Consider the following 26,257-nt stretch of genomic DNA (forward strand, 5'->3'; position numbering starts at 1 on the left):
AGTTTTCAGCCCGGCCTTGCCGCCAAGCGACAACTTCTTATAGCGCAAACACAGGTTTTGCCCGGGTTTACGGCAATGCGACAAATAGCGTCGCAAAGGCGCAGTTTAAACTGCTGGCGGGGTTTGCGGCAGGCGTGCTCAGTTCTATCTGATGCGGTGTTGCCGATGGCGGTAAATATGTACCGCACGCCGTTCAGGCTGATGGGTTTTGCTAGAGGTCTTTCGAACCCAGATGACCTCTTCCATGAACATGAACACCGAACACCCAGACGCTTCGATGCTACCTTTCAGGCCGGATGCGCACTATCAGCACCTGATGAGCGTCATTCCTTCCTGGCTGATGCAGGCGAACGCACAAAAGCGAGAAGCCTTGCTGAAGGTCAAACCGCAGCTACCCGCTGAACTCAAGGCAGCCTCCAGGGCACAGCACGTCGAACTGGGCAAACTCAATGCACGGCATTGGGAGGCGCAAAACCGTGTCGATCGGGCCTTGGCGCGCCTACAAAACGCCAGCACCTTTGCCGAGCCAATACTTGCAGCCCAGATCAAGAAACGCTTTGGGCTGGAACTGGATGTCAGCCATACCTTTTTGCGTCTTTATATTCCTGCCCGCATTCCCTGGCTGCGATTGAAATCCGGGGCAGCACGCATCTGGACCGTGTCGCTGCTGGATGCCGCCCTGCACAATTTTGAAAGCAGCGAGACGACAGACCAGGCCTTTGAGTCCGCGTCCACCTATATCACCCCGCCTTCTGCCACCGGGCAATTCAAACAACTGCCGCATATCCTGCAAAAAATGCCCATCGCTGCATTCACCCGATTGTGCCGGGAACTGGATATTGGCGAGCGCTACAAAGAGTACCTCGAAGAAAACCTGGGCCTGCGCAATCCGGTGGCGACGGCGGTCATGCAATCCAAAGTTCGCAACAGCCAGAAAGCGGCACTCACCTCCGCCCTGCAAATGGCGTACATGCAAAACAAGCTTGGCGGTGATGTTCATCAACTGATCCTTGGCTTATTGGATGGCTTGCAACACTTGCGCCTGCGCGGCCAGGAATGGGGCTGCCATGAACTGACAATCATGAACGCCAACCTGACCGGTATCGTGCTGTTTGCCCCGGATCTGGAGCGTTCGCACGAAACGGTTCGGGTAGTGGCCTATATTCCCGACGACCCCGAACACCCGATCAAGGAGTATTCCTCCACCGGCGCATTCGCCCAGGAACTGATCCAGCGCTTGCGCAACCATGACTATCAACAGTTCTTCAGTCGCTTTATCGACCATGAGGATCGCGGGCACTTTTTCGCTCAGCTGAACAACCGCCTCACCCCCATCACCTGGCAACCGGTTCAACCTGGCGATTCGCGCCCCACGTGGAGAGAAAATCCAGACCAGCGCGTCAACCTGCAAATGGCAGCAGTGCCGATCCAGGGCGATCTGTGGACTCATCTCTACCAGCGCAAACTGGACAAGATCCTCAACGATGCACGGGTCATCGCGGTAACCACTGCCCTGGTCGACCAAAAAGCCCGATGGGCGTTATGGGACTCCTTCACAGAAATTGCCTCGGCGCTGCTGAACATCGCAGCCGTTGTCGCCCTGCCGTTCGTGCCGCTCCTCGGCGAACTGATGCTGGCCTACGTGGCGTACCAATTGCTCGACGAGACCTTCGAAGGCATCGTCGACTGGGCAGAAGGCCTGACAGATCAAGCGCTCGAACATTTCATGGAGACGGTTCAGTCCGCGGTACAGCTGGGCACCTTTGCGGTCGGAGGCACCCTCGTCGTGGGGGAGTTTCGTTCAGTCCTGCCTCGAGAAGTCGTTGAGTTCATTGACCGTTTCAAACCGGTCAAGACACCGAATGGCGAAACCCGCTACTGGAAGCCCGATCTGGCGCCGTTCGAACAACGCGCAGAACTGCCCAAGGGTTCGCCAACCGACGAACGCGGGCTGCACAACCATCAGGGCAAATCCCTGTTGAGGCTGGAAGACAAACTCTATGCCGTGATCGAGGACCCGCAAACCGGCCAGCACCGCATCGACCACCCGACTCGCCCCGACGCCTATAAACCAGTGCTCAAACACAATGGCGAAGGTGCCTGGCAGACTGAGCTGGAGCAACCGCTGGAATGGGATCAGGCCAAGTTGTTGCGCCGTATCGGTCCCGACATGGAACGTTTTTCCGCCATCGAGCGTGAGCGCATGCTCAAGATCAGCGGCGACGATGAAAATACGCTGCGCAAGATGCACACGGACGTCGAACGGCTGCCACCAATGCTTGCCGACACCCTCAAACGGTTCAGGATCGAACAGGACATTCAAACCTTTATCGAACAGATGAACAGTGACCGGCCTGAAGACTTCCTCAAGGCCGATCCCGTGACACAGCTGGAATTACTCCATGAAAACGGCTACTGGCCCGAGCGCAAAGGCCTGCGCCTGATTGATGAAAAGGCTCAAACCCTCTGGCAAAGCCCCGGCTCCACGGTGCCGGACCTGCAAATCGATGTCACACAACTGAACGACGGCGACTTGCTCAAAACGTTTCTTCTGACACTGGATGAAGCCGAAATAAAAACGCTGATGGGGGAAGAATTCGGAACCTCCGTCACCCGTCTCGACACCCGCACTCGCACACTGCGTCGCACGCTGGCTGAGATTGTCGAACGCAAAAGAGCCATCTTGTTCGACTATCGCTACCGCAAACTCGAACGCGGCGCTCGCGCACCAGCACACACCATCATCAACGCCGAACCCGGCCTGCCGACGAGCTTCGCAGAAGCGGTGCTCGACACGGCGAGCGATCAGGAACTGCAACAACTCAAACAGGGAACATTGCCCGGACGACTGGCGGACCTGAGCCGTGAGGCCGCGTTGCAAACACGGGTGACACGCGCCTACGAAGGCCTTGAGCTTAAGTCGACCGCCGATAACCTCGACACACAGCGACTGGCCCTGCACTCGCTCGAACGTTTACCGGGCTGGTCGGGGCAAGTGCGCATCGAGCTCCGGCAGTACAGCTATGAGGGACAACTGATCGATAGCGTCGGCAACGTCGATGCGTCGCTGCGCAAAGTCCTGGTCATGACCGAAGAAGGCCCGTTTCAGGCTTATGACGAGACAGGCCAGGCACTCAACTCCGTCAGCGACTTGTATACCAGCATGCTGCAGGCACTCCCCGACATCGAGCGTAGCGCGTTGAAGATCCATATCGGCGAAGGTGAAAAACTCAAACAATCGATCCGCGAACATGCCTTGAGTCGCGACGAGTTGCGCGCACTGCTATCGCATCACCCCATCTTCAAACCCACTTACGACCCATCAGTGATGCGTCTGCTGGGCGGCTCCGACGGCTATCGGCGTATGCCGAACCAGCCACTGACGTTACAAGCCAGAGCCCATAGTCTGTTCCCCCATCTTTCGGCCGAAGAACTGCAAGCGTACGTCGAACGGCTACAGCTGCATCCGAGCGGACCGCGAGCAGAATTGACGCGACTGATCGGCGAACACGAAAGGCTCGTCGATGAACTGCAACTCTGGACCGGTGATATCCCGCTGTATATCCCGGATACCGATGTCAGAATCGTCGCCAACCAGTTCTCCACACAACAACGCAATCGCAGGCAGTTCATGAACCAACTGCTCGACTGCTGGCGTCGGCAGGCTTCCCACCCGCTGACCGACACCTGGCACGTCGATTTTATTTTTTCCCGGCCGATTTTGGGCGAGCTCCCGGTGCTGAGCGTCGATTTCACTCACGTGAGCAACCTCTCATTGACCGGCCATCGAGCCACTGGGGGCGTGAATGGATTCTTGAAGCGCTTCTCCGGGCTGCATCGTTTGGCCCTGCGCAATTTCAACCTTGGCAATATCCCGGACGCCATCACCCAATGGCCGCACCTCAACGAACTGATTATCAGCGACTGTGCGCTCACCCTCACCCCGCAGAGCCAGGCGACACTCGCTGCACTGAGCGAGCTGACAACACTGGAGCTGTATCACAATCCGCTGGGGTTACTCCCCAACGTCGAAAACATGCACGATCTGGATTACATCGATGTGGCAGGGACCGGCATCTCCAGCATCCCCACCGGTTTGCTGACGCGTCCCCATCTTCGAACCGCCCTGCTCAATGACAATCGGATCCCGGAACTGCCTGCCGCCCTCTTCGAATTGCCACCGGACATACAGAATGGCTTTGACCTGGGCGGCAACCCGATTTGCGCAACAGACCGCGAACGCATCAAGCGCTACTTCGTCAAGACCGGCCTTGACTTCGGTGTCTTTGCTGAACAGGCGGATATCCAACGATTACAACGACTCTATCCGCGACTGGATCAAGAGCGAGCCAGCGATTTCATTTATCGCCTGCCTGGCACATTGCAAGAGGGCCAAACAGAGCTGACACGCCTGGAAGGCGAGTTCGAAACGCTGAGGACCACCCTGGAAATCTGGACCCAGGACATTCCCACCCACCACCCGGTTTCTGGCCAAGCCCTGACGGACGCGGAGCGGGTACTCGAAGAGTTGAACCGAATTGAAACCAAACGGATTCTGGAGCGTTGCTGGCGCCATGAAACCAATGTGGATGGCTTCAACGCGACACTGACGCCCACTTATGATTTGACGCTGACCATCAACATCACTGGCAACCTGCCGGTGCTGAGCGCCGACTTCAGTCACGTCACACTGCTCTATTTGCACAGTAATGCCGGCATGACCTCAGGGGCCGGGCGTTTTCTGGAATGCTTCCCCCGCCTCAAAAGCCTGACCATCCGCGAATACACACTGAACGAAATCCCCGACGCCGTTTTCAGGATGGGCGATCTGACAGCATTGGCCCTGACCCGGTGTCAACTCACATTGACCACGCAAACCCTGCTCGAACTGGCGCAAATGGAGCGCCTTGACTATCTGGAGCTGAGCAACAACCCATTGGGGCTGACACCCGACGTCAGTCAGATGCCCGAGCTTGCCGTACTGCTGTTAAACAACACCGGCATCACTGAGTTTCCCCCAGGGCTGCTGCAACTCGAGTTTCTGGACGTGGTTGATCTGAGTGCAAACGCGATCATTGAGATACCCAGCGACATTCTGGAGCTGCCGATGGAAATTGGCGAAAGCCTCAACCTGAGAGGGAATCCGTTGTCCGAAGACAGCCTTCGACGACTCTTTGATTATTTCAGGTTGAACAACGTTGACTTCGGGCTTGATGAAATCATCGATAACGCGCAAATGGAGGTGTCGTCCTCTGGAAACTCAGAGGTTGACGAATAATCAACGCCTGGTTCGAGTGCAGCCTTGCGCAGATTCAACCGCGCTCGGACGGCACCGACGACAACTCGAACGGGCTGCTGCTGCGCCGCTGGTTGCGATCTTCCCGCGGCGTGGCGCCGAAGAAGTTGCGGTAGGCGCTGGAGAAATGCGGCCCCGAAGAAAAGCCACACGACAGGCCGATCTGGATGATCGACTTGCTGGTTTGCATCAACATCTGTCGGGCCTTGTTCAGGCGCAATTCCAGGTAATACTGGCTCGGCACACGGTTGAGGTATTGCTTGAAGATGCGCTCCAACTGCCGACGCGATACGCACACATGCTGGGCGATTTCGTCGGTGGTCAGCGGCTCCTCGATGTTGGCTTCCATCAGCAACACCGCCTGGGTGAGCTTCGGATGACTGGAGCCCAAGCGGTTCTGCAACGGAATGCGCTGGCGCTCGCCGCCCTCGCGGATTCGTTCGACCACCAGTTCTTCCGACACCGCACCGGCCAGTTCGGCGCCGTGATCGCGAGCCAGCACCGCCAGCAGTAAATCGAGCACCGACATCCCGCCGCACGCGGTCAAGCGATCGCGATCCCAGTCGAACAGATGGCTGGTGGCAATCACCTTCGGGAAACGCTCAGCGAAATCGTCCTGCCAGCGCCAATGCACGGCCGCGCGGTAACCGTCGAGTAAACCCAACTGCGCCAACGGGTAAACACCGGCCGACAACCCGCCGATTACACACCCGGCGCGCACCAGTTGTTTCAGCCCACTGCTGAGCGCCGGCGCAAGCGAGGTCGGCGGCTCGTCGGCGAGCAGGAACAGTTTCTGGAAGTTCTCGAGCCTGCCGGCCCAGGGTTCGCCCGGCAATTGCCAGGCGCCTTCGGTCGGTGGTTCGGCCTGCAAAAACGACAGTTCGTAAACAACGTCCGGATGCACACGCTGGGCAACACGCAAGGCCTCCTCAGCCAGCGCAAGCGTCAGAGCTTTTGTGCTGGGCCAAATCAGGAAACCAATTCGATGGGCAGTCATGGCGGGCAATCCGAAGCAAAGAACAGAATGAAGGCATGGGCCAAGGCTAGCCCGTAAATGAACACAAATCTTGAAACCGATGGAAATCAAACTGTGGGAGCTGGCCTGCCAGCGATGGCGGTGTGCCTGTGCCAAAGATGCAAACTGGCCCACCGCTATCGCTGGCAGGCCAGCTCCCACAGGGATCGGGACCGGCCTCTAAATCGCGAAGCATGCACTATCGCGGTGCACAACGGCAGTCCTGATTATTTCAAGCTGCCGGACAAAAATTGCTGCAAACGCTCAGACTGCGGATTGACCAACACTTCGCGCGGGTTGCCGCTTTCTTCGACGACGCCTTTGTGCAGGAACACCAACTGGTTCGACACTTCACGGGCAAAGCCCATTTCGTGCGTCACCACCACCATGGTCCGGCCTTCCTGCGCCAGGGCCTGCATGACTTTCAGCACATCACCGACCAACTCAGGGTCGAGGGCCGAAGTCGGTTCGTCGAACAGCATCACCTCAGGCTCCATCGCCAGCGCACGGGCAATCGCCACACGCTGCTGCTCGCCGCCGGACATGTGGCCAGGGTAAGCATCTTTGCGATGAGCAACACCGACCTTGTTCAGGTAGTGCTCGGCCTTCTCGCGGGCTTCGGTCTTGGACATGCCGAGCACGTGCACCGGCGCTTCCATGATGTTTTCCATCGCGGTCATGTGCGACCACAGGTTGAAATGCTGGAACACCATCGACAGGCGCGAACGCATGCGTTGCAGCTGTTTCGGGTCGGCGGCTTTCAGCGCGCCGTCCTTGTTGGCGACCAGCTTCAGCTCTTCGTTGTTGAGCAGAATCTTGCCGGCGTGCGGTTGCTCGAGCAGGTTGATGCAGCGCAGGAAAGTACTTTTGCCGGAGCCACTGGAGCCGATGATGCTGATCACATCGCCAGCCGCCGCTTTCAGGGACACGCCCTTGAGCACTTCGTGACTGCCATAGCGTTTATGCAGGTCTTGGACTTCAAGTTTGTACATGCGGTCGGTTCTCACAAAAACAGTCAGTCAGTCGTTGAGCAAGCGCCCGTGACGCAGCGCTTCGCGCCCCGCCACCTTGGCCAGCCAGAAACCGGGTTGGGCATAACGCAGCCGTTCAATGGCAAACAGCACCCCGGACGTACCAGCACACACCGTGCTGACCCGATCCGATAACGGATCGATCACTTCAAAAATCTCGTCACCCGCTTCAACCCACTCACCGGGTTTACGCAGAAAACTCACCACGCCCGGATGCGGCGCGAACAGCAATTCAGTGCCTTCGAACGGCATGCCTTCGCAAGCGTCTTGTGCAGGCTTTGGCCATTCGCCGCTGATCAACCCTTGTTCAGCGAGGAACGCCAGAATCCCTTCGGCGTAAGCCACAGCCTCTTCGCGACCGGTATCGGACTGGCCACCCAACTCGATGGTCGTTGCCAGGCACGCCAGTGGAATCTGAGCGTCCGGAAACAGCCGCGACAGACGCAGCCATGGCAGCGAACACGCTTCATCAAAGGAGCTGCCGCCGGAGTCTTCCGCCAACAGCCCGACCTTGACGTTCAAGTGTGCTGCCAGCGAACGCCAATGCGGCCAGTGTTGCGGCAAGGCGTACATGTGCAGCGCCGCTTCGCAATCGCAATGCAAATCCAGCACCACGTCGGCATTGCAGGCATGGCTGAGCAAGATGCGCTGCATGCCTTGCAACTGACTCGCGGCAGGCGGCAAGGCAGCCAGCACATCGCTCATGGTTTCACGGATCAAACGGACATTGGCGTGAGGATCGTCACCCAGATGCCCTTGCAGCTCAGCGGCCACGGGCTCGCTCAGTTCGACGAAATCGCGGTTGAAATTCTTGCCGCTGCCCGCCTCGAAACGCCCCTGATGGTTACCCTGAAGCAGTTGACCCAGGCCCAGTGGATTGGCCACCGGCACCAGTTCGATCACACCGTTCAGCAAACCCTGAGCTTCGAGTTCGGTCAGGCGCTTTTTCAGCTCCCAGGCCGTGCGCATCCCCGGCAGTTCATCGGCGTGCAGGCTGGCCTGGATGTAGGCCTTGCGCTCGCCAGCGCCGAAGCGGAACACCGAAATCCGGCGTTCACTGCCCAGGTGGCTCCACGGCAATACATGATCGATGCGTTCCATATCAGTGCTTCCGCGGGGCCAGATAGCCCAGCCAGCGGTGCTCGGCCATCTTGAACAGGCGCACCAGAATGAACGTCAGGCACAGGTAGAACACGCCGGCGGTGATGTAGGCTTCAAACGGCAAGTAGAACTGAGCGTTGACCGTGCGCGCGGCACCGGTGATGTCAATCAGGGTCACGATGGACGCCAGACTGGTGGTCTGCAGCATCATGATCACTTCGTTGCTGTACTGCGGCAGTGCCCGGCGCAGGGCCGATGGCAGCAGGATCCGCTTATACATTTTGACCCGCGACATGCCCATGGCCTTGGCCGCTTCGATCTCGCCGTTCGGCGTGGCGCGCAGGCTGCCGGCGATGATTTCAGCGGTGTAGGCGCTGGTGTTGATGGCGAAGGCCAGGCACGCACAGAACGTGGCGCTGGACAGCCATGGCCAGAGGAAGCTTTCACGCACCGCCTCGAATTGCGCCAGACCGTAGTAGATCAAAAACAGCTGCACCAGCATTGGCGTGCCGCGAATCACGTAGGTGAACAACCAGGCACTCATGTTGACGACCGGCTGCTTGGAGACGCGCATCAGCCCCAGCGGCAGTGCCGCCAGCAGACCGAAGAACAGCGACAGCGCGAGCAGTTTGAGGGTGGTCACCAGGCCGCCGAAGTACAGCGGCAAGGCCTCCCAAATGACGTTGTAGTCGAAGATCATAGATCAGCCGCCCTTACGCCTACCGAGTAGCGCTTCTCAAGGTGACGCAATGCCAGCAACGAGACGCTGGTGATCACCAGGTACATCGCCGCCACTGCGAGGAAGAAGGTGAAAGGCTCGCGGGTAGCGTCTGCCGCCTGCTTGGCCTTGAACATCATGTCTTGCAGACCGACCACCGAAATCAGCGCGGTCGCCTTGGTCAATACCAGCCAGTTATTGGTGAAACCCGGAATTGCCAGACGAATCATCTGCGGCACCAACACCCGGAAGAACACCTGAAAACTGCTCATGCCGTACGCCATGCCGGCTTCGGCCTGCCCCTTCGGGATTGCCATGAAGGCACCACGGAAAGTTTCCGACAGGTACGCACCGAAGATGAAACCCAGGGTGCCGATACCGGCGGCCAACGGATTCAGGTCGATGTAGTCGTCATAACCGAGCATCGGCGCGACACGGTTGAGCAGGTCCTGGCCGCCGTAAAAAATCAGCAGGATCAGCACCAGATCGGGAATACCGCGGATCACCGTGGAGTACAGGTCGCCCAGCCAGGCCAGCCAGCGTATCGGGGACAGACGCAGCGCAACGCCGATCAGACCCAGAACAATGGCCAGGACCATGGACGACAAGGCGAGCTGAAGCGTCAGCCATGCGCCATCGAGGATGACAGCCCCGTAGCCTTTCAACATGATTCAGGTCCTCGAAAGTTGGGATGAAAAAATGGCGCAAACCTCAGAGATCCTGTTGCTTGCGCCATTTCGCAGGTGTTGCGGGGACGATTACTTGCCGTAGATATCGAAGGCGAAGTACTTGTCCTGGATTTGCTTGTACTTGCCGTTCTCGCGAATGGCCGCGATCGCGGTGTTGATCTTGTCTTTCAGCGCGTCGCCCTTGCGAACTGCGATACCCACGCCGTCGCCGAAGTACTTGACGTCGGTGAAGGCCGGGCCAACGAAGGCGAAACCTTTGCCGGCGTCGGTTTTCAGGAAACCGTCATCCAGCAGGGTAGCGTCTGCCACGGTGCCGTCGAGGCGACCGGCGGCCACGTCGAGGTAGATTTCGTTCTGCGAACCGTAAGGCTTGATCTCGACACCCAGCGGAGCCAGGACTTCGCGGGCGAAACGCTCGTGGATCGAACCACGTTGCACGCCGATGTTCTTGCCCTTCAACTCAGCCAGGTTTTCGCTGACCTGAGTGCCGGCCTTCATGACCAGGCGAGCCGGGGTGTTGTAGTACTTGTTGGTGAAGTCCACGGACTTCTTGCGGTCTTCGGTGATCGACATGGACGACAGGATCGCGTCGATCTTGCGCACCTTGAGTGCCGGGATCAGGCCGTCGAACTCTTGCTCGACCCACACGCACTTGACCTTCATCTCTTCGCACAGGGCGTTGCCGATGTCGTAGTCAAAACCCACGATGCTGCCGTCCGGCGCCTTGGAGGCGAACGGAGGGTAAGCTGCTTCGATACCGATTTTTACGGGCTTGTCATCGGCGAAGGTCGGCAGGGACAGCACGGACAGCGCCAAGGCGCCAAGCAGCACAAGTTTCTTCATCTTGGGACTCCATCGGTAAAGGGCAAAAACGGCAGAGTGAGCAACAGCCCAATATGCGAATGGGTTAAACCGCAAAGCGGTGCTGCGTCCTAGGAACCGTGCGCTGATTTCAACACAGGCAACGACGAGCGAGTGATCGGCATTCTAACGACAGGCCCGAAGCCGATATTTCTTCAATGCGACAACAAATTACAGATGCACCGAGAAAGCCGCTTGAACGCGTTGACAGCCTTGCAATTTCATGCAAGAGCAAAAGACAGTGAACCGATCTATATTGCAAATTGCGGGCCTATTATTGGCAAACCCTTCTAATCCGGCAAGCGCAGCGTGGTGTCTTATTTTCAAGGCCGGATTGAAGGGCCCTGAAACGGGGCTTTGCGTTTCCCAATGCCTCGTATCGGAACGTGCGGTTACACATTCAGTCACTTGAAGGGTGATGGGTAACAGTGGGAATGGGCCTACATAGGAAGCCGATAATTATTGGTCGTTGTTTATGTGGTGTCGGACCTGGCCTCATCGCGGGCAAGCCCGCTCCCACAAGGATTTGTGGCGTGCGGGCAATCTCAACCAATCCCGAAAACCTGTGGGAGCGGGCTTGCCCGCGATGAGGCCCGGACAGCCAAAACATAAACCGCAGACCAAAAAAGCCCCATCCGGCACGACACCGGATGGGGCTTTCACTAACTCAGAACCGTGCTTACGCGACGTTCATGGTCTTGTGCGTATCAATCAAATGCTGCACCACACCCGGATCGGCCAGGGTCGAAATATCCCCCAACCCATCGTATTCGGCCGTCGCAATCTTGCGCAGAATCCGGCGCATGATCTTGCCCGAACGGGTTTTCGGCAGCCCCGGCGCCCACTGGATGACATCCGGCGAAGCAATCGGACCGATTTCCTTACGCACCCAGTTTTTCAGTTCCAGGCGCAATTGCTCGCTCGGCTCTTCGCCAGCATTCAACGTGACGTAGACATAAATGCCTTGGCCCTTGATGTCATGCGGCACACCGACCACTGCCGCTTCGGCGACTTTCGGGTGCGCGACCATCGCGCTTTCAATCTCGGCGGTACCCATGCGGTGCCCGGATACGTTAAGCACGTCATCCACGCGACCGGTGATCCAGTAGTAACCGTCTGCGTCACGACGTGCACCGTCACCGGTGAAATACATGCCACGGAACGTCTTGAAGTAAGTGTCGACGAAGCGGTCATGGTCGCGATACAGCGTGCGCGCCTGGCCTGGCCACGAATCGAGAATCACCAGGTTGCCCTCGGCAACGCCTTCGATGATGTTGCCCAGATTGTCCACCAGCGCCGGCACCACGCCGAAGAACGGCCGTGCCGCAGAGCCAGGTTTCAGGCCATGAGCGCCCGGCAACGGGCTCATCAGGGTCGCGCCGGTTTCGGTCTGCCACCAGGTATCGACGATCGGGCAACGGGATTGACCGACATTCTTGTAGTACCAATCCCACGCTTCCGGGTTAATCGGCTCACCGACCGAACCCAACAGACGCAGGCTGCTGCCATCGGCGCCTTCTACAGCGGCGGTGCCCGACGCCATCATTGCGCGGATCGCGGTCGGAGCGGTGTAGAGGATGTTGACCTTGTGCTTGTCGACGATCTTCGCCACCCGGGTGATGTCCGGGTAGTTCGGCACGCCTTCGAACAGCAACGTGGTCGCGCCGTTGGCCAGCGGGCCATAGACGATATAAGTGTGGCCAGTGACCCAACCGACGTCAGCGGTGCACCAGTAGATTTCGCCCGGACGGTAGTCGAACACGCGCTCGTGGGTCATCGCCGCATACAGCAGGTAACCGCCAGTGGTGTGCTGCACACCCTTCGGCTTGCCGGTGGAACCGGAGGTATAAAGGATGAACAGCGCTTCTTCAGCGCCCATCTCTTTCGGCGCGCACACACTGCCCGCCACTTTCATCAGGTCTTCGTACCAGATGTCGCGATGCTGGTTCCACTTGATGTTGCCACCGGTGCGCTTGCACACGATGACTTTCTGGATGCTGCTCGTTTCCGGGTTGGTCAGCGCGTCGTCGACGTTGGTCTTCAGCGGAATTTTCTTGCCGGCACGAATGCCTTCGTCAGCGGTGATCACCACTTTCGAGCGGCAGTCGATGATGCGACCCGCCAAGGCTTCCGGCGAGAAACCGCCGAACACCACCGAGTGAATCGCGCCGATCCGGGTACAGGCCAGCATGGCGACCACGGCTTCGGGGATCATCGGCATATAGATCGTCACCACGTCGCCGCGATGCACATCCTGGCCGCGCAAGGCGTTGGCGAACTTGCAGACTTGTTCGTGCAGCTCGCGGTAAGTGATGTTGCGGCTTTCGGCAGGGTCATCCCCTTCCCAAATGATCGCGATTTGATCGCCGCGCTCGGCCAGATGACGGTCGAGGCAGTTGTAGGAAACGTTCAGCGTGCCGTCGGCGAACCATTTGATGTCGACGTGGTGATCGTCGAAGGACGTTTGCTTCACCGTGGTGAAAGGCTTGATCCAGTCGAGGCGCTTGGCTTGTTCACGCCAGAAGCCGTCCGGGTTGACGACCGACTGCTGGTACATGGCCTTATAGGTGGCCTCGTCAGTCAGCGTGTTGGCTAGAACCTCGGGACGAACGGGATACAAAGAAGCCGCACTCATCTTTCTTACCTCGGTGGAATAGTTGTTTTTGTATGGCTCCAGTTGTAGCCGGGCCGGGCCTATAGAACCATTCGACGATGGTAGTAACAAGCCCCTACAAAATGTGGCTATACCGCGACAAGACGCTCAAACCCGGCTATTAGGGCCTGCGTAGAAGCGGGCGAAGCCTGTGATCTTTTGATCTTCGGCTTTTTAAGTCGAAAGAACGCAATCTTCGGCAGATTCTGCGCAGTGGAAATGGGCGGGCTCTCGAGGGATTGTTACCAAATCTGCCAAAAGTGTTTATCAAAAGCACGGCTATATGCACGCCACCGCCAGGCCTAAAATCAGCCTCGCCAACAAGGCAACGTGATTAACCCAGTTGCAGCCCCCACGAAGGCAGTTAATCCAAGACTCTTTATTAAAGCTCCACACGCAATCCAAAAAAGATTGCGCGACCCCATTCGACCTCAGAAAGGTAAATTTGAAATGAAAGCTTTATGGGTTCTGGTCCTCAGCAGTCTGTGCGTAACCGCCATGGCGGATGAGGTCCCGACTGATGTCGCACAGCAACAACCCGCTATCGAGGAATACACCTACTCCACCCACCTGGACATCGCCAAAGTCATATCGATGAGCGAAATCCCGAATGTCTGCGAAGTGGTTCCGGCCAAAATGGAATACGACGACTCCAAAGGTCAGCGGCACATTCTGCGCTACAGCGTCATGGGCAACGGCTGCTCTAACGGCTGATCCGCCCCCCTCTTATTTATCAAGGCTCGACCCACCCGCCCGCTTTAAAGGCAGATGAAGCGCCGAGCATTACATCGATAAATACGATTGCTTTAAGCGTTTTTTTGCGCTTTTTTATCAAAATAGTTGGCGTAGGATGAATTCCACACCCAAGGCACACAACGCCAACGAACCTGGAGATACCACCATGAAAACCAAACTGATCCTCGCCCTGACCCTTTCCGTCCTGGCCGCTAACACCTTTGCCGCTGATGGTTACGACCACACTGGTTCGGCTGCTTTCACTGAAGCGGCTGTCGCTTCTGACGGTTACGACCATACCGGCTCGGCTTCTTTCGCTTCCGATGGTTTCGATCACACTGGCGCTGCCAAAGTCGCTGCTGACGGCTTTGATCACACCGGCGCTGCCAAGGTCGCTGCCGATGGCTCTGATCACGTAGGTGCTGGTCGCCTCAGCTGAAAACCGAAAGCGACATTACAGCCCGACTTCGGTCGGGCTTAGTTGTGTCTGGAGTGGTCAAAAATCGACCAAAACCACTACATGTAGTAAAAAATGCCGTTTCTGGTTGTTTTTTGAGCAATCCATTTCAAGAACATTTTCAGCCAAAAACTGCACTCCAAGAAGCGACTCCCCTCCCCCGAAAGCCCCGCCCCACCTGGCTTGCAACACAACAGCAGACCATAACCACGCGAACACCCAGCCCTCACCGTCAAAAACCAGCCAAAACAGACGAAAAAAAAACTTCCTCCGCCAAAGCCCTGTAAACCCTCGCTCCAACCTGAAAACGGCCTTCGCCGACCACTCTAGGTGCCATTTCGCCGCACCACGGGGCCGAAAATTTCCTTATAATGCGCACTTAAACGGGCCTGCAATATTCCCTTACAGGGGTGAAAAGCCAGTCTGAAGCCCACGCAGAGCGGTTCACGTTTTCTGCGCCCATCAGTGGCTTCGGAACACCCGTACAAAATTCTGTTTATTGCCTGCGTTGTACTGCTGCAAAAAACGATTTCCTTTAGATCCAACGCGGCCAGAAACGGCTGTGTGAAAAACCAACCTATCAGTTTTCACACGGGCAATCTGGCCCTCACGCAGGAGACGACACGTCATGCTGAGCTGGGACGAATTCGACAAAGAAGATGACGGCGAAGTCGCTGTAAAAGGCGCCAACGCCGGCCACGCTTCTGAAGCCAACATGGACCGCCTCGACAGCGCCGGTGGTGCCGCCGCTCAAGAGGCCCGCGCCGTGACCGCGACGGACTCCGCCGCGATCGCCCGCGCCAAGGCTGCCCTGGATTCCCTCGACGTCGCCGAAGGCCTCGCCGAACTGGAAGGCGCCTCCGCTCGTGTAGCTGTCGATGAAAAGCGCATGATCAACTGCCGCGCCGACCTCAACCAGCTCGTCCCATTCAAATACGACTGGGCATGGCAGAAGTACCTGGACGGCTGCGCAAACCATTGGATGCCGCAAGAAGTCAACATGACCGCCGACATCGCCCTCTGGAAAAACCCGGAAGGCCTGACCGACGACGAGCGCCGCATCGTGATGCGCAACCTCGGCTTCTTCTCCACCGCCGACTCCCTGGTTGCCAACAACCTGGTCCTGGCCGTGTACCGCCTGATCACCAACCCGGAATGCCGCCAGTACATCCTGCGCCAGGCCTTCGAAGAGGCGATCCACACCCACGCCTACCAGTACTGCATCGAATCGTTGGCCATGGATGAAGGCGAGATCTTCAACATGTACCACGAGATCCCATCGGTCGCGAAAAAAGCCACCTGGGGCCTGAAATACACCCGTTCGATCTCCGATCCGAAGTTCGAAACCGGCACCGTCGAAACCGACAAAGAGCTGCTGCGCAACCTGATCGCCTACTACTGCGTTCTGGAAGGCATCTTCTTCTACTGCGGCTTCACCCAAATCCTCTCCATGGGCCGCCGCAACAAAATGACCGGCGTCGCCGAGCAGTTCCAGTACATCCTGCGCGACGAATCCATGCACCTGAACTTCGGCATCGACGTGATCAACCAGATCAAAATCGAAAACCCGCACTTGTGGGATGCTGAAATGAAGGAAGAAGCGAGCCAGATGATTCTGCAAGGGACTCAGCTGGAGATCGAATACGCACGGGATACCATGCCTCGTGGGGTGTTGGGCATGAATGCGGCGATGATGGAGGATTACCTCAAGTTTATTGCTAACCGTCGTTTGAGCCAGATTGGGTTGAAGGAAGAGTATCCGGGGACTACGAACCCGTTCCCTTGGATGAGCGAGATTATGGACTTGAAGAAAGAGAAGAATTTCTTTGAGACTCGGGTTATTGAATACCAAACTGGTGGTGCGCTTAGCTGGGATTGATTTCCAAGCTCACCGCGATTTGAATGATAGCGATCTGAATCGTCAAATCGAAAAGCTGAAAGCCCCGACCTGATCGGGGCTTTTTTATTGGACGGGAATAATTTTTTTATCCCTACACAACGCCGCTAAATCTCCTACAGAACTTACGGCTGCTTCCGTATTGATGACTATTCAAAGCACCTCTAAGCTCCATCGCAGGTGCCTAAGAAACGCCCAACGTAAAAGGCTTAGCCAATCACACAGATTCGCAATTCACCCTTTGGTGGTTTGTCGTTGGTATGTGATGGCTTTGCTCGTTGGGATTTCTTAATTCCACTCTACGTTGGGTCAGGCCCTGCCCCCTTAATACGTAGAGGTCACGGATTATGTCCACTCAACTCGCATCCAGAAATTTATCCACACCAATGAACGACGAGTGGGAGCCTCTCCCATCCACCCTATTCACTCGCCACGACATTCATCTCCACGCCCTACTCTTCGAAAACCAAGCCTGGTTTTGCGCGCGCGATATAGGGCGGTTGATGGGCAAGTATTTGGACGAGCGAATGTCCCGAAAACTCGATATGGATCAGCGACGGATGTTATTGGTACATGCTCATGGAGCAGCAGAGGAGCGACTGATGCTCAGCGAGTCGGGCGTGTATGCATTATTGGTTTATCACTATTGCCCGGAATATCGCTCACTACGCGAATGGCTGACGCATCAGGTTGTAACTGCACTGCGTGACGCAAGACCGGCGCAGGCAGTTGAGCGTCCAACCTTGAGCGTTTTGGATTGGCCTCAGATGCAACTGAGTTTGTTGCACCGGCGGAATGAACCATGGATACGGATGCGGGACATGCCTTGCATCCTGCTGCCCCAACAGCAAACATCTTGGTGGAGGAAAGCTTCACGGCTATTTCTATTTTAGAAAGCCGCTAAAGATGGGTGCAGCTTTCTGCACCCATTTGATTGGGAGCGTTGAGCATCACGCCAACCGTTCACTTGATCGCTGTTGCTGAGAGTGAAGCGGGAACCCTTCAGGAGCCCCTAACAATACGCCACGTTCCATATCAAACGGCAGCACCCAAAGCTTGAGTTGCGATGCAAACTCAAATACCTGCAACGGCGCATCAAACGCAGATCGTCTTGGATAAATCAGCACCAACTCCCCCTCACCCCCTAGGTATTTGTGGCCATAGGCGAACAACTGATAGAAATCGGACTGCTTCAAACCGTAGCTCTTATCCTCACCAGATGAGTTCAACCGCTTCCATTTTGTGTCCAGCACCCAGCTTTTATTCTGATGGTGAACCATCAAATCCGGCCGCAATTGAAAGAAGTTTTTGCCTTTGTGCTGACACAAATATTCAGTGTGGGCTTGAGTTTGAAGTCGAGCGTCTTGCAGCAGATCCCTGTCTAGACTCGCAGCTACATAACGCTCAAACAGCTTCTCCATAGGAAACAACAAGCTCATGCCATGCCACTCCCCGGCGACCGCCAAAGGCATCTTTTGCTTGATAATCAGCTCACACCAGGGTTTCACTGGCATGTAGTGCGCCATCAGCCGCTCGCTGCTCCATTGGTTGAAATCCTGCTGCACATTGCGGCTTGTAGGAACCTCTAACAACACACTTCTTAACTCGTGAGCCAGACGCCAGTTACCAGCATCTTTTGTTGCTTTGCAAACCTCATCTAACGCGAATTTGAGTAAGCGGTTTTCTGGTCGGTCGGGCAAATAGATATCGTGTCGAATCTGGAAATGGTGCTGGCGTCCAGGGGGTTGACGCATTTGCTTAACCACATCCAATTGACCACGTAGGAACCGTTGTTCCTCCTCTACGCGCTGGTAGTCAAAGCGTAGACCTCGCTTGATCAAATGATCCAGAGCCAGTAGGAATCGGCCCATGACCCATTCGCTCAGCGGTGCATCGAAATTTTGAAGATCTGCCGCGCCGACTTCACGGGTAGATAAATTTAGAGAAGCTTGGATCATGCGCCGCAACAACACTCTGCTCTGCTTAATGCAGTCCTCTCGCTCAAAATGTTTGGGGAGAATTTCAAGACGAGTGCCACAGGGTGTTTCCAACACACCAACGTAGTTGTCGAGTTTGAGTAAACACCGATTTTCAAGCTGAACCAGTGCAGTTCCAGCATTGCTGAAAGTAGCATTCAATTTGCACAGCCAGTCAAAGGCGGAAACCGATACCTGAGCAAGATCCAATGTCGGCTCAGTGATTTTATCTGTCGTCAGCCTCGCGTACTCGCGGACCGTGATGACGGGTTTCACACCGTCACGCCTTTCAATGCGCTGATTACGGCCGCGCCAAGATGGCGAGTATTAAACTCAAGACCACTTGCATGGTGTGTTGTCAGGCCATGCGCTGCGGCAAGCTCTCGCAAAATAGGTTTAGATGGGCTGACGATCTTCCCAGACTTTAAAACCTCGATTGATCCGCTTTCAAGCTGACGAACCTGAATGTCGTCTTTTTCAGCTTCGATAGCCTCCTGGACCTTTGGAGGTACTGCTTGGTGATCAATGACACCCCAAAAAGACTCAATCCGAGCAAAGGCGTCTTCGTTGATGATCCATTGGTTATTTTGGTTACTTAGCACCACTTGATCGCCAAACAAAGATCCTGAGTTGAATAGCGCCTGCGCGATAAAGCAGTTTTCAGCGGCCTTGCGATGATCGTTAAGGACCCATTGAATCCGTAGCCAATCTTCGAAGAAATACTCTTGCAGCAATGGGAGCACTTGCTCGCGAAAGATTTGGCCCAATCGCTCCAGCGTTGGCTCATCCTTTAACGGCATGAAATACGCGTGTCCTAAGCAATGATCTCGGTCTAAAAGCATTTCAATTCGTTGATTCATCACTATTAGGAGTTGGGCAACATTGAGTTCCCCCACGGTGACGTCGTTCAGCAGCTCAGGCTTAGGCGGCATTTCGCGGAACGTGAAACGACGACGCAGTGCGATATCTAGACCGGCCAATGAACGATCAGCGGTGTTCATGGTGCCAATGAGGTAGACATTACTCGGTACGCTGAAATGATCCTTCGAATACGGCAGCGTCACCTTTAATGCCTCGTCGACTCCTGCACGCTTGGATGGCTCGATGAGAGTAATCAGCTCACCGAAAATCCGAGAGATATTGCCGCGATTTATTTCATCGATGATGAGTACGCGTGCGTCGCTGGATTGAGTTGTTTCCTTGACCTTTGCGTCGTCGGATGACGTTTCCAAAATCCGCTGAACCAAAACCGGCAAAATATTGTTGTAGCCATTGATGAGATATGGTTCCAGCTTAGTTTCTGACACTTTGTCAAAAACTAGCTTGTTGCGAACATCTGCGACGGTTAACCGCCCTGCGCGCACATATTCAGCGAGCGTGTGAAGAATACTCATCCCAATCGGTAGCTCTTTACCATTAGGTTTAACCAAGCTCAGCAACTCAGCAGATGCACTCGCGACTATGTACCCCGAACCAAATGACTCCCCCTTTATAAATAGAGCACCGGGGCTCTTTACTTTGGCCATGGCAGAGGTGCACATTTTTTTGAACACTCCATCGACGACTTCGTAGCGCAATTGCCCATCTTCTCCGCTTTCAGCACGTAGACCTTCGACGAAGTCCTCGTAGCTGAAGCTTTGATGAAAGGTGACGAACTCAACGTGCCCATCTTCGGCTAACTCATCAAAGCGCTTTTTTAAAGCCACCCGTTTGCCTTTGTTGGCCCGAAGAAACTCAGGAGCAAGAATTTCCAGCGCGGCCTCGATAGTGGCGAACGTCTTACCGGTTCCCGGTGGGCCAAACAAGATTTGGTTAAGTGCAGGCGAAGTCATCGAGTCGCTATCCTTGCTACGTGAGCAAATGGTCATTGCGGGGTGCGGCTCGATCACGGTCGACACGGGTTGCAGAAACCGAAACTCGACGTAGGAAATAGCGCACAGCCGCAGGAAATTTATCCTACAACGGTAGCTACATTGCCATCACTGGTAAAGCCGCACAGAGAAGTAGATCGCGCAGTGGAAAAAGCTGTGCAGGACGAAAGCTTAGCGACTATAGAAACGATCCCCTCAAAGAGCCCGATAGCCCATGAAATTCGACCTTGCCTACTGCCTCAGCCTCGACGACAAGCTGTCGATCTATGACGTGCGCGATTTGAATTTCGACGAAACCATGGAGTTCGATTCCGCCAAAGAACACTTCCAGTGCCCCAACGATGCCTGCCGCTTGGCGTTCGATGCGACCAACGTGTTGGGGACGTTCAACGCCAAGAACGTGAATTACGTGCGTACGCCGCACTTCAAGAACATCCCCAGCACGCGGCATGTTGAGGGTTGTCCTTATGTCAGCCTGAAGACGCCGGCGTCGGGCCTGGAGGCGGACGGTGCGGAATCGGATGACAGTCGAGAGGAGCATTTTCCGTCGGAGTTGTTGCTGACTCGGCGTGAGTATGTGCGTAAGCCTGCGAGCCCGGCGGTGGCGGCGGATGTCATGCGGGATGACCCAAAACCAGCTTCAGCGGCCAGTAATGTCGAGCACCCGAGCCGGGAGTCGGCGCCGGACAAGACCAGTGTCTTCGCCCATCCGGTGGAGTGTTTTGTGTCGAACTTCGAGGACAAGGAGCTGCTCAAGCGCATGCCGCTGAAGATTGGCGAGCACTCGGCGCCTTATGGGTCGTTCTTCAAGAAGATCGAGTATCTGCAGGACAACAAGGGGCTGATTTACTGGGGCAAGATCAAGGAGATCAAGGATTACACCCAGAGCTTTCGCATCGATTTCGAGCAGAAGGTCTGGTTCAAGCAACCGGACGAGGCGAAGAAGAAGCCTTATTCGGTGAACGTTTACTTGAGCAAGAAGCTGATCGACAACTACCGCAAGCGCAAGGCGTTTCTGGAAGAGATCAAGCACGCGGTCGACAGTGACGCCGAGTTGTATTGCTTCTTTTATGGGGTGACGCCGGAGTTGAAGCAGGTGCCGAGCAAGAAAAACCCCGAACAGACGTTCGGGGTGTTCAGTGCCAATATCGAAAACCTGGATCACTTCATCATTCGTGAAGCGCCGGGGTTGGCGGGTAACTAATCGGTGTCACAGCGTTATTGCTGTGGCTGATATCGCGTCGGGACGGCGGCCATCGTGTCGTTCAAACACGTGCTCTGCGCAGATAACGCCGATACAAAACAACCCCCATAACAATCGAAAGCATCCCAACCCCCGCATTACCCAAAAGCCAAATTGCAAAGTTCCGACGTTGGTCCGCTTCACTTTCGTAGAACGGCCCAAAGTAGTCAGACACTGCCACGAATAACAAATTAAATGCCCCAATGGCCAAGGTAACCATAAGGATGACGAACAATGCCCCTTTAACAATTTTCATATGACCTTCCAAAACCATATTTCCTTCGACTCGTGGTAGTCGGAGAAACTGCCCTCAATGGAAAACCCCAACTGAATACGAGGGTAGCTCAGCCAGTCCGTTAGAACCTGGATCACTTCATAATTCGTGAAGCACCGGGGTTGGCGGAGAAGTAAATTCGCCTCAGGGCAGTTGCAGCGCTACCCCGCCTGGGTGTTGTTTTATGAGGTTGTAGGGCAGGACGCTCCATTCAACATACCCACACGAAGCGGCTACATGAGGAAATGATGGCTCTAGCTTGATGCCGTTTTCGGCGAAATGCCAAGACAGGAAACGCCACGGTTCTACATCACTGTAGGCACAGTCTTCATCACTGGTCATCTGATCCGGATAGAGCTTACTGAGCTGGTCCACCAACCATGGCGCGAACTCGTTGGAACGGTACGCGGAAAACGCGGTGAACGTGTCAGGTGACTGATCGCTTTCACCGTCGAGTTCATCGTAATGCAGCGGTTTCCCCTCCCCCACCCAAAGAACATCCTCAAGTACCAAGGGCTTGCCGGTCTTGGCATCGAGGTTGAGCGGCACATCGTTCTGATCCGGGTAAGCGCCGCCACAGCTGTACTCAGTACCGATGTTCACGCTGATGACCGAAGGCGTCATCAACAACGGTTTGATCGTTTGGTGATAGAAATTCACGCCACCGCCGGCGAGACATCCGTAATAACCCACTACTTCCAGCCACAAGCGCCCCATCAACTGTTGATTGATCCGCTGACGCTCTTCGGCGGTGTAGCCCGAAACGACTTCAAATAGCGTCGTCTTGGTTTGCGGCTCGCTCCACCATTGCAGCGAGTAGCCATTAAACGTTTCGGTCTTGCCTTGTTTGAGCGTCATGCCTTGAAGGCGCAAGTATTCGTAAGGCGAGTTTTCATGGAGTGCTGCGAGATAGGGCAAGGTATCGGCGGAAACTGGCGGGAGATTCGCTTGCTGCAACTCGACCTTGAGGACTTTGCCCTGAGGGCTGGTCCATTCGCCGGACCAACCGTTGGGTTTGTCCTGCAAGCGAATTTGCGGAAGAGCAGTATCCTCACCATACCGCTGGTTTCCCTCGACAAGGACCAGGGTTTCCCCTTCCTTTGTGCCACTGAGCACCAAGTCCTTACGGTACTTCTGATAGAAATAGCGGCCCTCACCGCTGTTGACGTTCAGCTCCAGCACAATCGGCATTTTGCCCAACGTGCCGGTGTAAACCCGCTCGCCATTGCCGGCCCACAGCACGGTCGAAAAAGTTGAACAGGCCAGCGCGACAATGCCGGTCAGGCCAAACAGTCCTTTGAACATCACATCATCCTTGAAGGAAGCGAGCATCTGCTCGCGAAAAAGTGGCGCGGAGTATGGCGAATCAGCGTCTGAGAATCGATATGGGCAATGTCCGATCAATCCTGCTCAAGCTGCTGCATCAGTTCTTGAGTTTCCCGTCTTCCTTCTTTGCGCCGATCACGTGCAGCCTGGATGCCGGACTCGTCGAGACCGCAATACTGACGTAACCAGTGCACCATCATCTCTTCGCTCGGGAAGTAATAGTCTTTATGGCCTTTACTGCCTCTGAGGAAGTCGTTCATCTGCGCGTCGAAGCGGCCAGCCGCATACTCGTCCGGCGGTAAGGTGCCCCACTCTGCAGCGCAATCCTGGAAGAACCAGGCGATATCGTCGATGTGCTTTTGCGCACCGCGATGTCGGCGTTTGTACAGTCGGTACTCGCGATTGCTTTCCTCAAAGCGCTCCATCATTGGCTCATCTTCGACCCAGCGAAGGATGTCGTGCTGCCCCGCATGATGGATCAGGCCGTTTATCCATCGCTCGGAAAAACGTTGAACAAAACCTGCGACATCGGCCTTTTTCGCGTCCGCGAAAATCATGCAATAACGGGTTTGCACATGGATGACGAACAATACGTGCTTGCGTTGAACGGTAATCGCATGGACCAGCCACTGTTCGGTGGATTCAACTGACTCATCGTCTTCGATAACAGGCGATGGCGGTTTCTCCACCGAAGTGATTTTCTTGCCCTTGCTCACGCGACTGAAGAAGTCACTGGCCGCTTCGGTGCAGTTGAAGATCAACATCCTTGGTCCTTTTGGTCCATGTATTGAAGGACACTCAGTCCTGTCTCACGATCTCGTCAACCCATTCAAGCTCATAGGGTTGGCGAACAACTTCCGAGATGTAGTCCAGCGCATCTTCGCTGAGAACTGATAATTCGGCGTCGGTCAGCAAGTCGTGCATGACCATCAACCACAAGCCTCTGAGCGCACTGGAACGGGATTGACTGTTATGGTCAAAGGCTTGGGCCATGTCCTTGTTCCGATCCTGGATCAATCCATAGAGCATTCCGTATCGAGCGTGAGCTGACAGCGCCCCGTGTTGGGCGATCGTCTTGGCATCGGCAAGAACACCTTGGCAAAATCTATCGAGCGCAATCTTGCGCAGTTCCTTGAACTTCTTCCAGTCACTTTCGAGGATCGGCATGACATTCTCCTGCGTGAAATCTTGAACAGTGCGAAGGCCTATTCTTGCGAATAAGCCGACTGATTCCAACCTCACTTGGCGCACAGACTCAGCATCACCAAAACTAGCAAACCAATATAAACCCGCGCATGTATTTGGTCCGGTATCCGCCCGATCCACGGCGTCGCCAGGCGAATCCCCACCAGCGACCCCACCGACAACACCGCAAACGCCAGCACATCCACATAACCGACAAACCACGCCCCCAGATCAAACTCGGTAAACCCCGCCATCGCCATGTAAGTCAGCGTCCCGGCCAGCGCAACCGGCAGACTCAACGGATTGGCCATCGATGTAGCCCGAGACATGCTCAGCCCACAACGTCGCAATAACGGCACGGTCATGACGCTGCCGCCCACGCCGAGAAACGTGGCGATGGTGCCGATGCCTACACCGCCGCCCGACACTTCTGCCCTGCCCAATCGCCGTGGGATGATGGCGTCGGACTGGGTGAGAAAACCGCGTCGGAACAGGCAGTCCAGAATCGTCACGCCGAGGTAGGCGATGAAGGCAAAACGAATCAACTCGCCACTTGCCCACATCGCTGCAACGGCGCCGATGATCGCGCCCAGGCCGATGAACCCGCCCAACGGCCACAGGTAATGGCGAATGAGATTACCGGCGCGGTGATGTTTACCGGTGGCGATCAGGGCGTTGACGATCATCACGCAGGTCGAGGTGGCCACGGCGATGTGCATCGCCGATTGACTGATGGGATCGTCGGCCCCGTGGCTGGCCGTAAGCATGCGGTACAGCAAGGGCACGACGACGAAGCCGCCGCCGAAGCCGAACAGCACGGCGGTGACGCCGGTCATGCAGCCGAAGAGTGCCAGCAAGAGGTAGAAGAACATCGCGCATCGTCCGTTGGTTGGGAGTGGTCGACGATAGAGCGATGGGGGTTGGCCTGCTTCAGCAAGTCAGCCAATAATGTTTGCGTTTACGCCAACCGCTGGGTACCGCTCGATGCGCAATGTTTCGATTGATCTGCTGGACGACACGCCACGCTCGGTGGTGGCCCTCGGCACGGATTACCCCGACGGTCATCAGTTGCCGCACCATACCCATCGGCGGGCGCAGTTGTTGTACGGCGCCACCGGGGTGATGCAGGTGAGTACGCACGACGGCAATTGGGTGGTGCCGCCGCAGCGGGCGGTGTGGATTCCGCCGGGGGTGGCGCATGAGGTGTTGATGTTGGGGGTGAGCACTCGCAGCTTGTATATCGAACCGGGGGCGGTTGATTTGGGCAATCGCTGTCAGGTGATCAGTGTTTCGCCGTTGATGCGGCATTTGTTGATGGAGGCGGTGGAGGTTGCGCTGGAGTACGACGAGGCCGGGCGCGACGGTGCGCTGATCGACTTGCTGCTGCACGAGTTGGCCCGTAGCGCTCACTTGCCGTTGCACATTCCGCTGCCTATGGATGCGCGGCTGCTTGGGTTGTGTCAGATGTTTCTCCAGCAACCGAACACTCATCAATCGCCGCAACAATGGGCTGATCAGTTGCATATCAGTTTGCGTACTTTCAATCGCCTGTTCCGCCAACAGACCGGGCTGAGTTTCAGCCAATGGCGGCAGCGGGCTTGTGTGGTGCTGGCTTTGGCGCGGCTGGCGGTGGGCACGCCGGTGACGCGGATTGCGCTGGATTTTGGCTATGACAGCCCGGCGGCGTTCTCGACGATGTTTCGTCGCGTGCTGGGGCAGGCACCGTCCGTTTGGCTGGAGGGGGCGAAATAGCGAGGCCAAAAAAAGCACCTGCCAAGTGCAAAACCTGTGGCGAGGGAGCTTGCTCCCGCTCGGCTGCGAAGCAGTCGCAAATCCGATGCATGCGGTGTACCTGACAGAACAAGGTTGCAGGTTTTAGGACTGCTGCGCAGCCCAACGGGAGCAAGCTCCCTCGCCACAGGTGCAATG

At 56.1% G+C, this 26,257-nt stretch carries 21 protein-coding genes; 7 read left to right on the top strand and 14 right to left on the bottom strand.

Features of this window, described 5'->3' with window-relative positions:
- The first annotated feature begins 244 nt into the window (after window positions 1–244).
- Complete coding sequence (locus tag AB7M26_RS27900) at window positions 245–5,278, top strand: dermonecrotic toxin domain-containing protein (protein ID WP_429387121.1); 5,034 nt, start codon at window positions 245–247, stop codon at window positions 5,276–5,278.
- Between the two features lie 34 nt (window positions 5,279–5,312).
- Here the strand turns inward: AB7M26_RS27900 and argR are convergent, their stop codons facing one another.
- The 7 genes from argR to acs all read right to left on the bottom strand — a co-directional run bounded on the left by argR (window position 5,313) and on the right by acs (window position 13,346).
- Complete coding sequence (gene argR / locus AB7M26_RS27905) at window positions 5,313–6,293, bottom strand: transcriptional regulator ArgR (RefSeq protein WP_429387124.1); 981 nt, start codon at window positions 6,291–6,293, stop codon at window positions 5,313–5,315.
- A gap of 245 nt (window positions 6,294–6,538) precedes the next feature.
- Window positions 6,539–7,303, bottom strand: coding sequence for an ABC transporter ATP-binding protein (locus AB7M26_RS27910; RefSeq protein ID WP_007904680.1), 765 nt, complete (start codon window positions 7,301–7,303; stop codon window positions 6,539–6,541).
- Between the two features lie 27 nt (window positions 7,304–7,330).
- Window positions 7,331–8,443 carry a M14 family metallopeptidase gene (locus tag AB7M26_RS27915; RefSeq protein ID WP_123495819.1) on the bottom strand — a complete coding sequence of 371 codons (1,113 nt, stop codon included), beginning with the start codon at window positions 8,441–8,443 and terminating at the stop codon, window positions 7,331–7,333.
- A gap of 1 nt (window position 8,444) precedes the next feature.
- Window positions 8,445–9,143 (bottom strand): ABC transporter permease, encoded by a 699-nt coding sequence (locus AB7M26_RS27920; protein WP_123495817.1) that lies wholly within the window; start codon window positions 9,141–9,143, stop codon window positions 8,445–8,447.
- On the bottom strand, window positions 9,140–9,829 hold the full coding sequence (locus AB7M26_RS27925; RefSeq protein WP_007904805.1) for an ABC transporter permease: 690 nt from the start codon (window positions 9,827–9,829) through the stop codon (window positions 9,140–9,142). Before AB7M26_RS27925 ends, AB7M26_RS27920 begins: the two co-directional genes overlap by 4 nt.
- Before the next feature lie 90 nt (window positions 9,830–9,919).
- Window positions 9,920–10,693 carry an ABC transporter substrate-binding protein gene (locus AB7M26_RS27930; RefSeq protein ID WP_429387129.1) on the bottom strand — a complete coding sequence of 258 codons (774 nt, stop codon included), beginning with the start codon at window positions 10,691–10,693 and terminating at the stop codon, window positions 9,920–9,922.
- Between the two features lie 697 nt (window positions 10,694–11,390).
- On the bottom strand, window positions 11,391–13,346 hold the full coding sequence (acs, locus tag AB7M26_RS27935; protein WP_123495815.1) for an acetate--CoA ligase: 1,956 nt from the start codon (window positions 13,344–13,346) through the stop codon (window positions 11,391–11,393).
- A gap of 468 nt (window positions 13,347–13,814) precedes the next feature.
- On the opposite strand from acs, the gene AB7M26_RS27940 reads away from it, so the two are divergent.
- From AB7M26_RS27940 to AB7M26_RS27955, 4 genes are all read left to right on the top strand, one after another.
- On the top strand, window positions 13,815–14,078 hold the full coding sequence (locus AB7M26_RS27940; RefSeq protein ID WP_123495813.1) for a DUF2790 domain-containing protein: 264 nt from the start codon (window positions 13,815–13,817) through the stop codon (window positions 14,076–14,078).
- 187 nt (window positions 14,079–14,265) lie between these two features.
- Entirely contained in the window at window positions 14,266–14,538 is a 273-nt protein-coding gene (locus AB7M26_RS27945) for a hypothetical protein (protein WP_123495811.1), read from the top strand.
- A 646-nt stretch (window positions 14,539–15,184) separates the two neighbouring features.
- A complete protein-coding gene (locus AB7M26_RS27950; RefSeq protein ID WP_007934889.1) occupies window positions 15,185–16,435 on the top strand; it encodes a ribonucleotide-diphosphate reductase subunit beta in 1,251 nt (416 codons plus the stop codon).
- A 365-nt stretch (window positions 16,436–16,800) separates the two neighbouring features.
- Window positions 16,801–17,346 (top strand): BRO-N domain-containing protein, encoded by a 546-nt coding sequence (locus AB7M26_RS27955; protein ID WP_429387133.1) that lies wholly within the window; start codon window positions 16,801–16,803, stop codon window positions 17,344–17,346.
- 57 nt (window positions 17,347–17,403) lie between these two features.
- On the opposite strand, the gene AB7M26_RS27960 is transcribed toward AB7M26_RS27955, so the two are convergent.
- Window positions 17,404–18,705, bottom strand: coding sequence for an McrC family protein (locus AB7M26_RS27960; protein WP_429387136.1), 1,302 nt, complete (start codon window positions 18,703–18,705; stop codon window positions 17,404–17,406).
- Window positions 18,702–20,261: an McrB family protein gene (locus tag AB7M26_RS27965; RefSeq protein WP_218398064.1), complete on the bottom strand. Its 1,560-nt coding sequence runs from the start codon at window positions 20,259–20,261 to the stop codon at window positions 18,702–18,704. The genes AB7M26_RS27960 and AB7M26_RS27965 overlap by 4 nt, the downstream gene beginning before the upstream one ends.
- A 253-nt stretch (window positions 20,262–20,514) precedes the next feature.
- Between AB7M26_RS27965 and AB7M26_RS27970 the strand changes: the two genes are divergently transcribed.
- A complete protein-coding gene (locus AB7M26_RS27970; protein WP_429387139.1) occupies window positions 20,515–21,504 on the top strand; it encodes a hypothetical protein in 990 nt (329 codons plus the stop codon).
- A gap of 61 nt (window positions 21,505–21,565) precedes the next feature.
- Here AB7M26_RS27970 and AB7M26_RS27975 read toward each other — a convergent pair whose 3' ends face one another.
- From AB7M26_RS27975 to AB7M26_RS27995, 5 genes are all read right to left on the bottom strand, one after another.
- Complete coding sequence (locus AB7M26_RS27975; RefSeq protein ID WP_429377676.1) at window positions 21,566–21,799, bottom strand: hypothetical protein; 234 nt, start codon at window positions 21,797–21,799, stop codon at window positions 21,566–21,568.
- A 162-nt stretch (window positions 21,800–21,961) separates the two neighbouring features.
- Window positions 21,962–23,122 (bottom strand): hypothetical protein, encoded by a 1,161-nt coding sequence (locus AB7M26_RS27980; protein ID WP_429387142.1) that lies wholly within the window; start codon window positions 23,120–23,122, stop codon window positions 21,962–21,964.
- 95 nt (window positions 23,123–23,217) lie between these two features.
- Window positions 23,218–23,907 carry a DUF6933 domain-containing protein gene (locus AB7M26_RS27985; RefSeq protein WP_429387144.1) on the bottom strand — a complete coding sequence of 230 codons (690 nt, stop codon included), beginning with the start codon at window positions 23,905–23,907 and terminating at the stop codon, window positions 23,218–23,220.
- 34 nt (window positions 23,908–23,941) lie between these two features.
- Complete coding sequence (locus AB7M26_RS27990) at window positions 23,942–24,310, bottom strand: hypothetical protein (protein ID WP_038979409.1); 369 nt, start codon at window positions 24,308–24,310, stop codon at window positions 23,942–23,944.
- A gap of 71 nt (window positions 24,311–24,381) precedes the next feature.
- Window positions 24,382–25,200: a sulfite exporter TauE/SafE family protein gene (locus AB7M26_RS27995; RefSeq protein WP_123495781.1), complete on the bottom strand. Its 819-nt coding sequence runs from the start codon at window positions 25,198–25,200 to the stop codon at window positions 24,382–24,384.
- Between the two features lie 112 nt (window positions 25,201–25,312).
- Here AB7M26_RS27995 and AB7M26_RS28000 point away from each other — a divergent pair, with 112 nt between their 5' ends.
- Window positions 25,313–26,080 (top strand): AraC family transcriptional regulator, encoded by a 768-nt coding sequence (locus tag AB7M26_RS28000; protein ID WP_123495779.1) that lies wholly within the window; start codon window positions 25,313–25,315, stop codon window positions 26,078–26,080.
- The last annotated feature ends 177 nt before the right edge of the window (window positions 26,081–26,257 follow it).

Source organism: Pseudomonas sp. F-14 TE3482 (genome assembly GCF_053629455.1).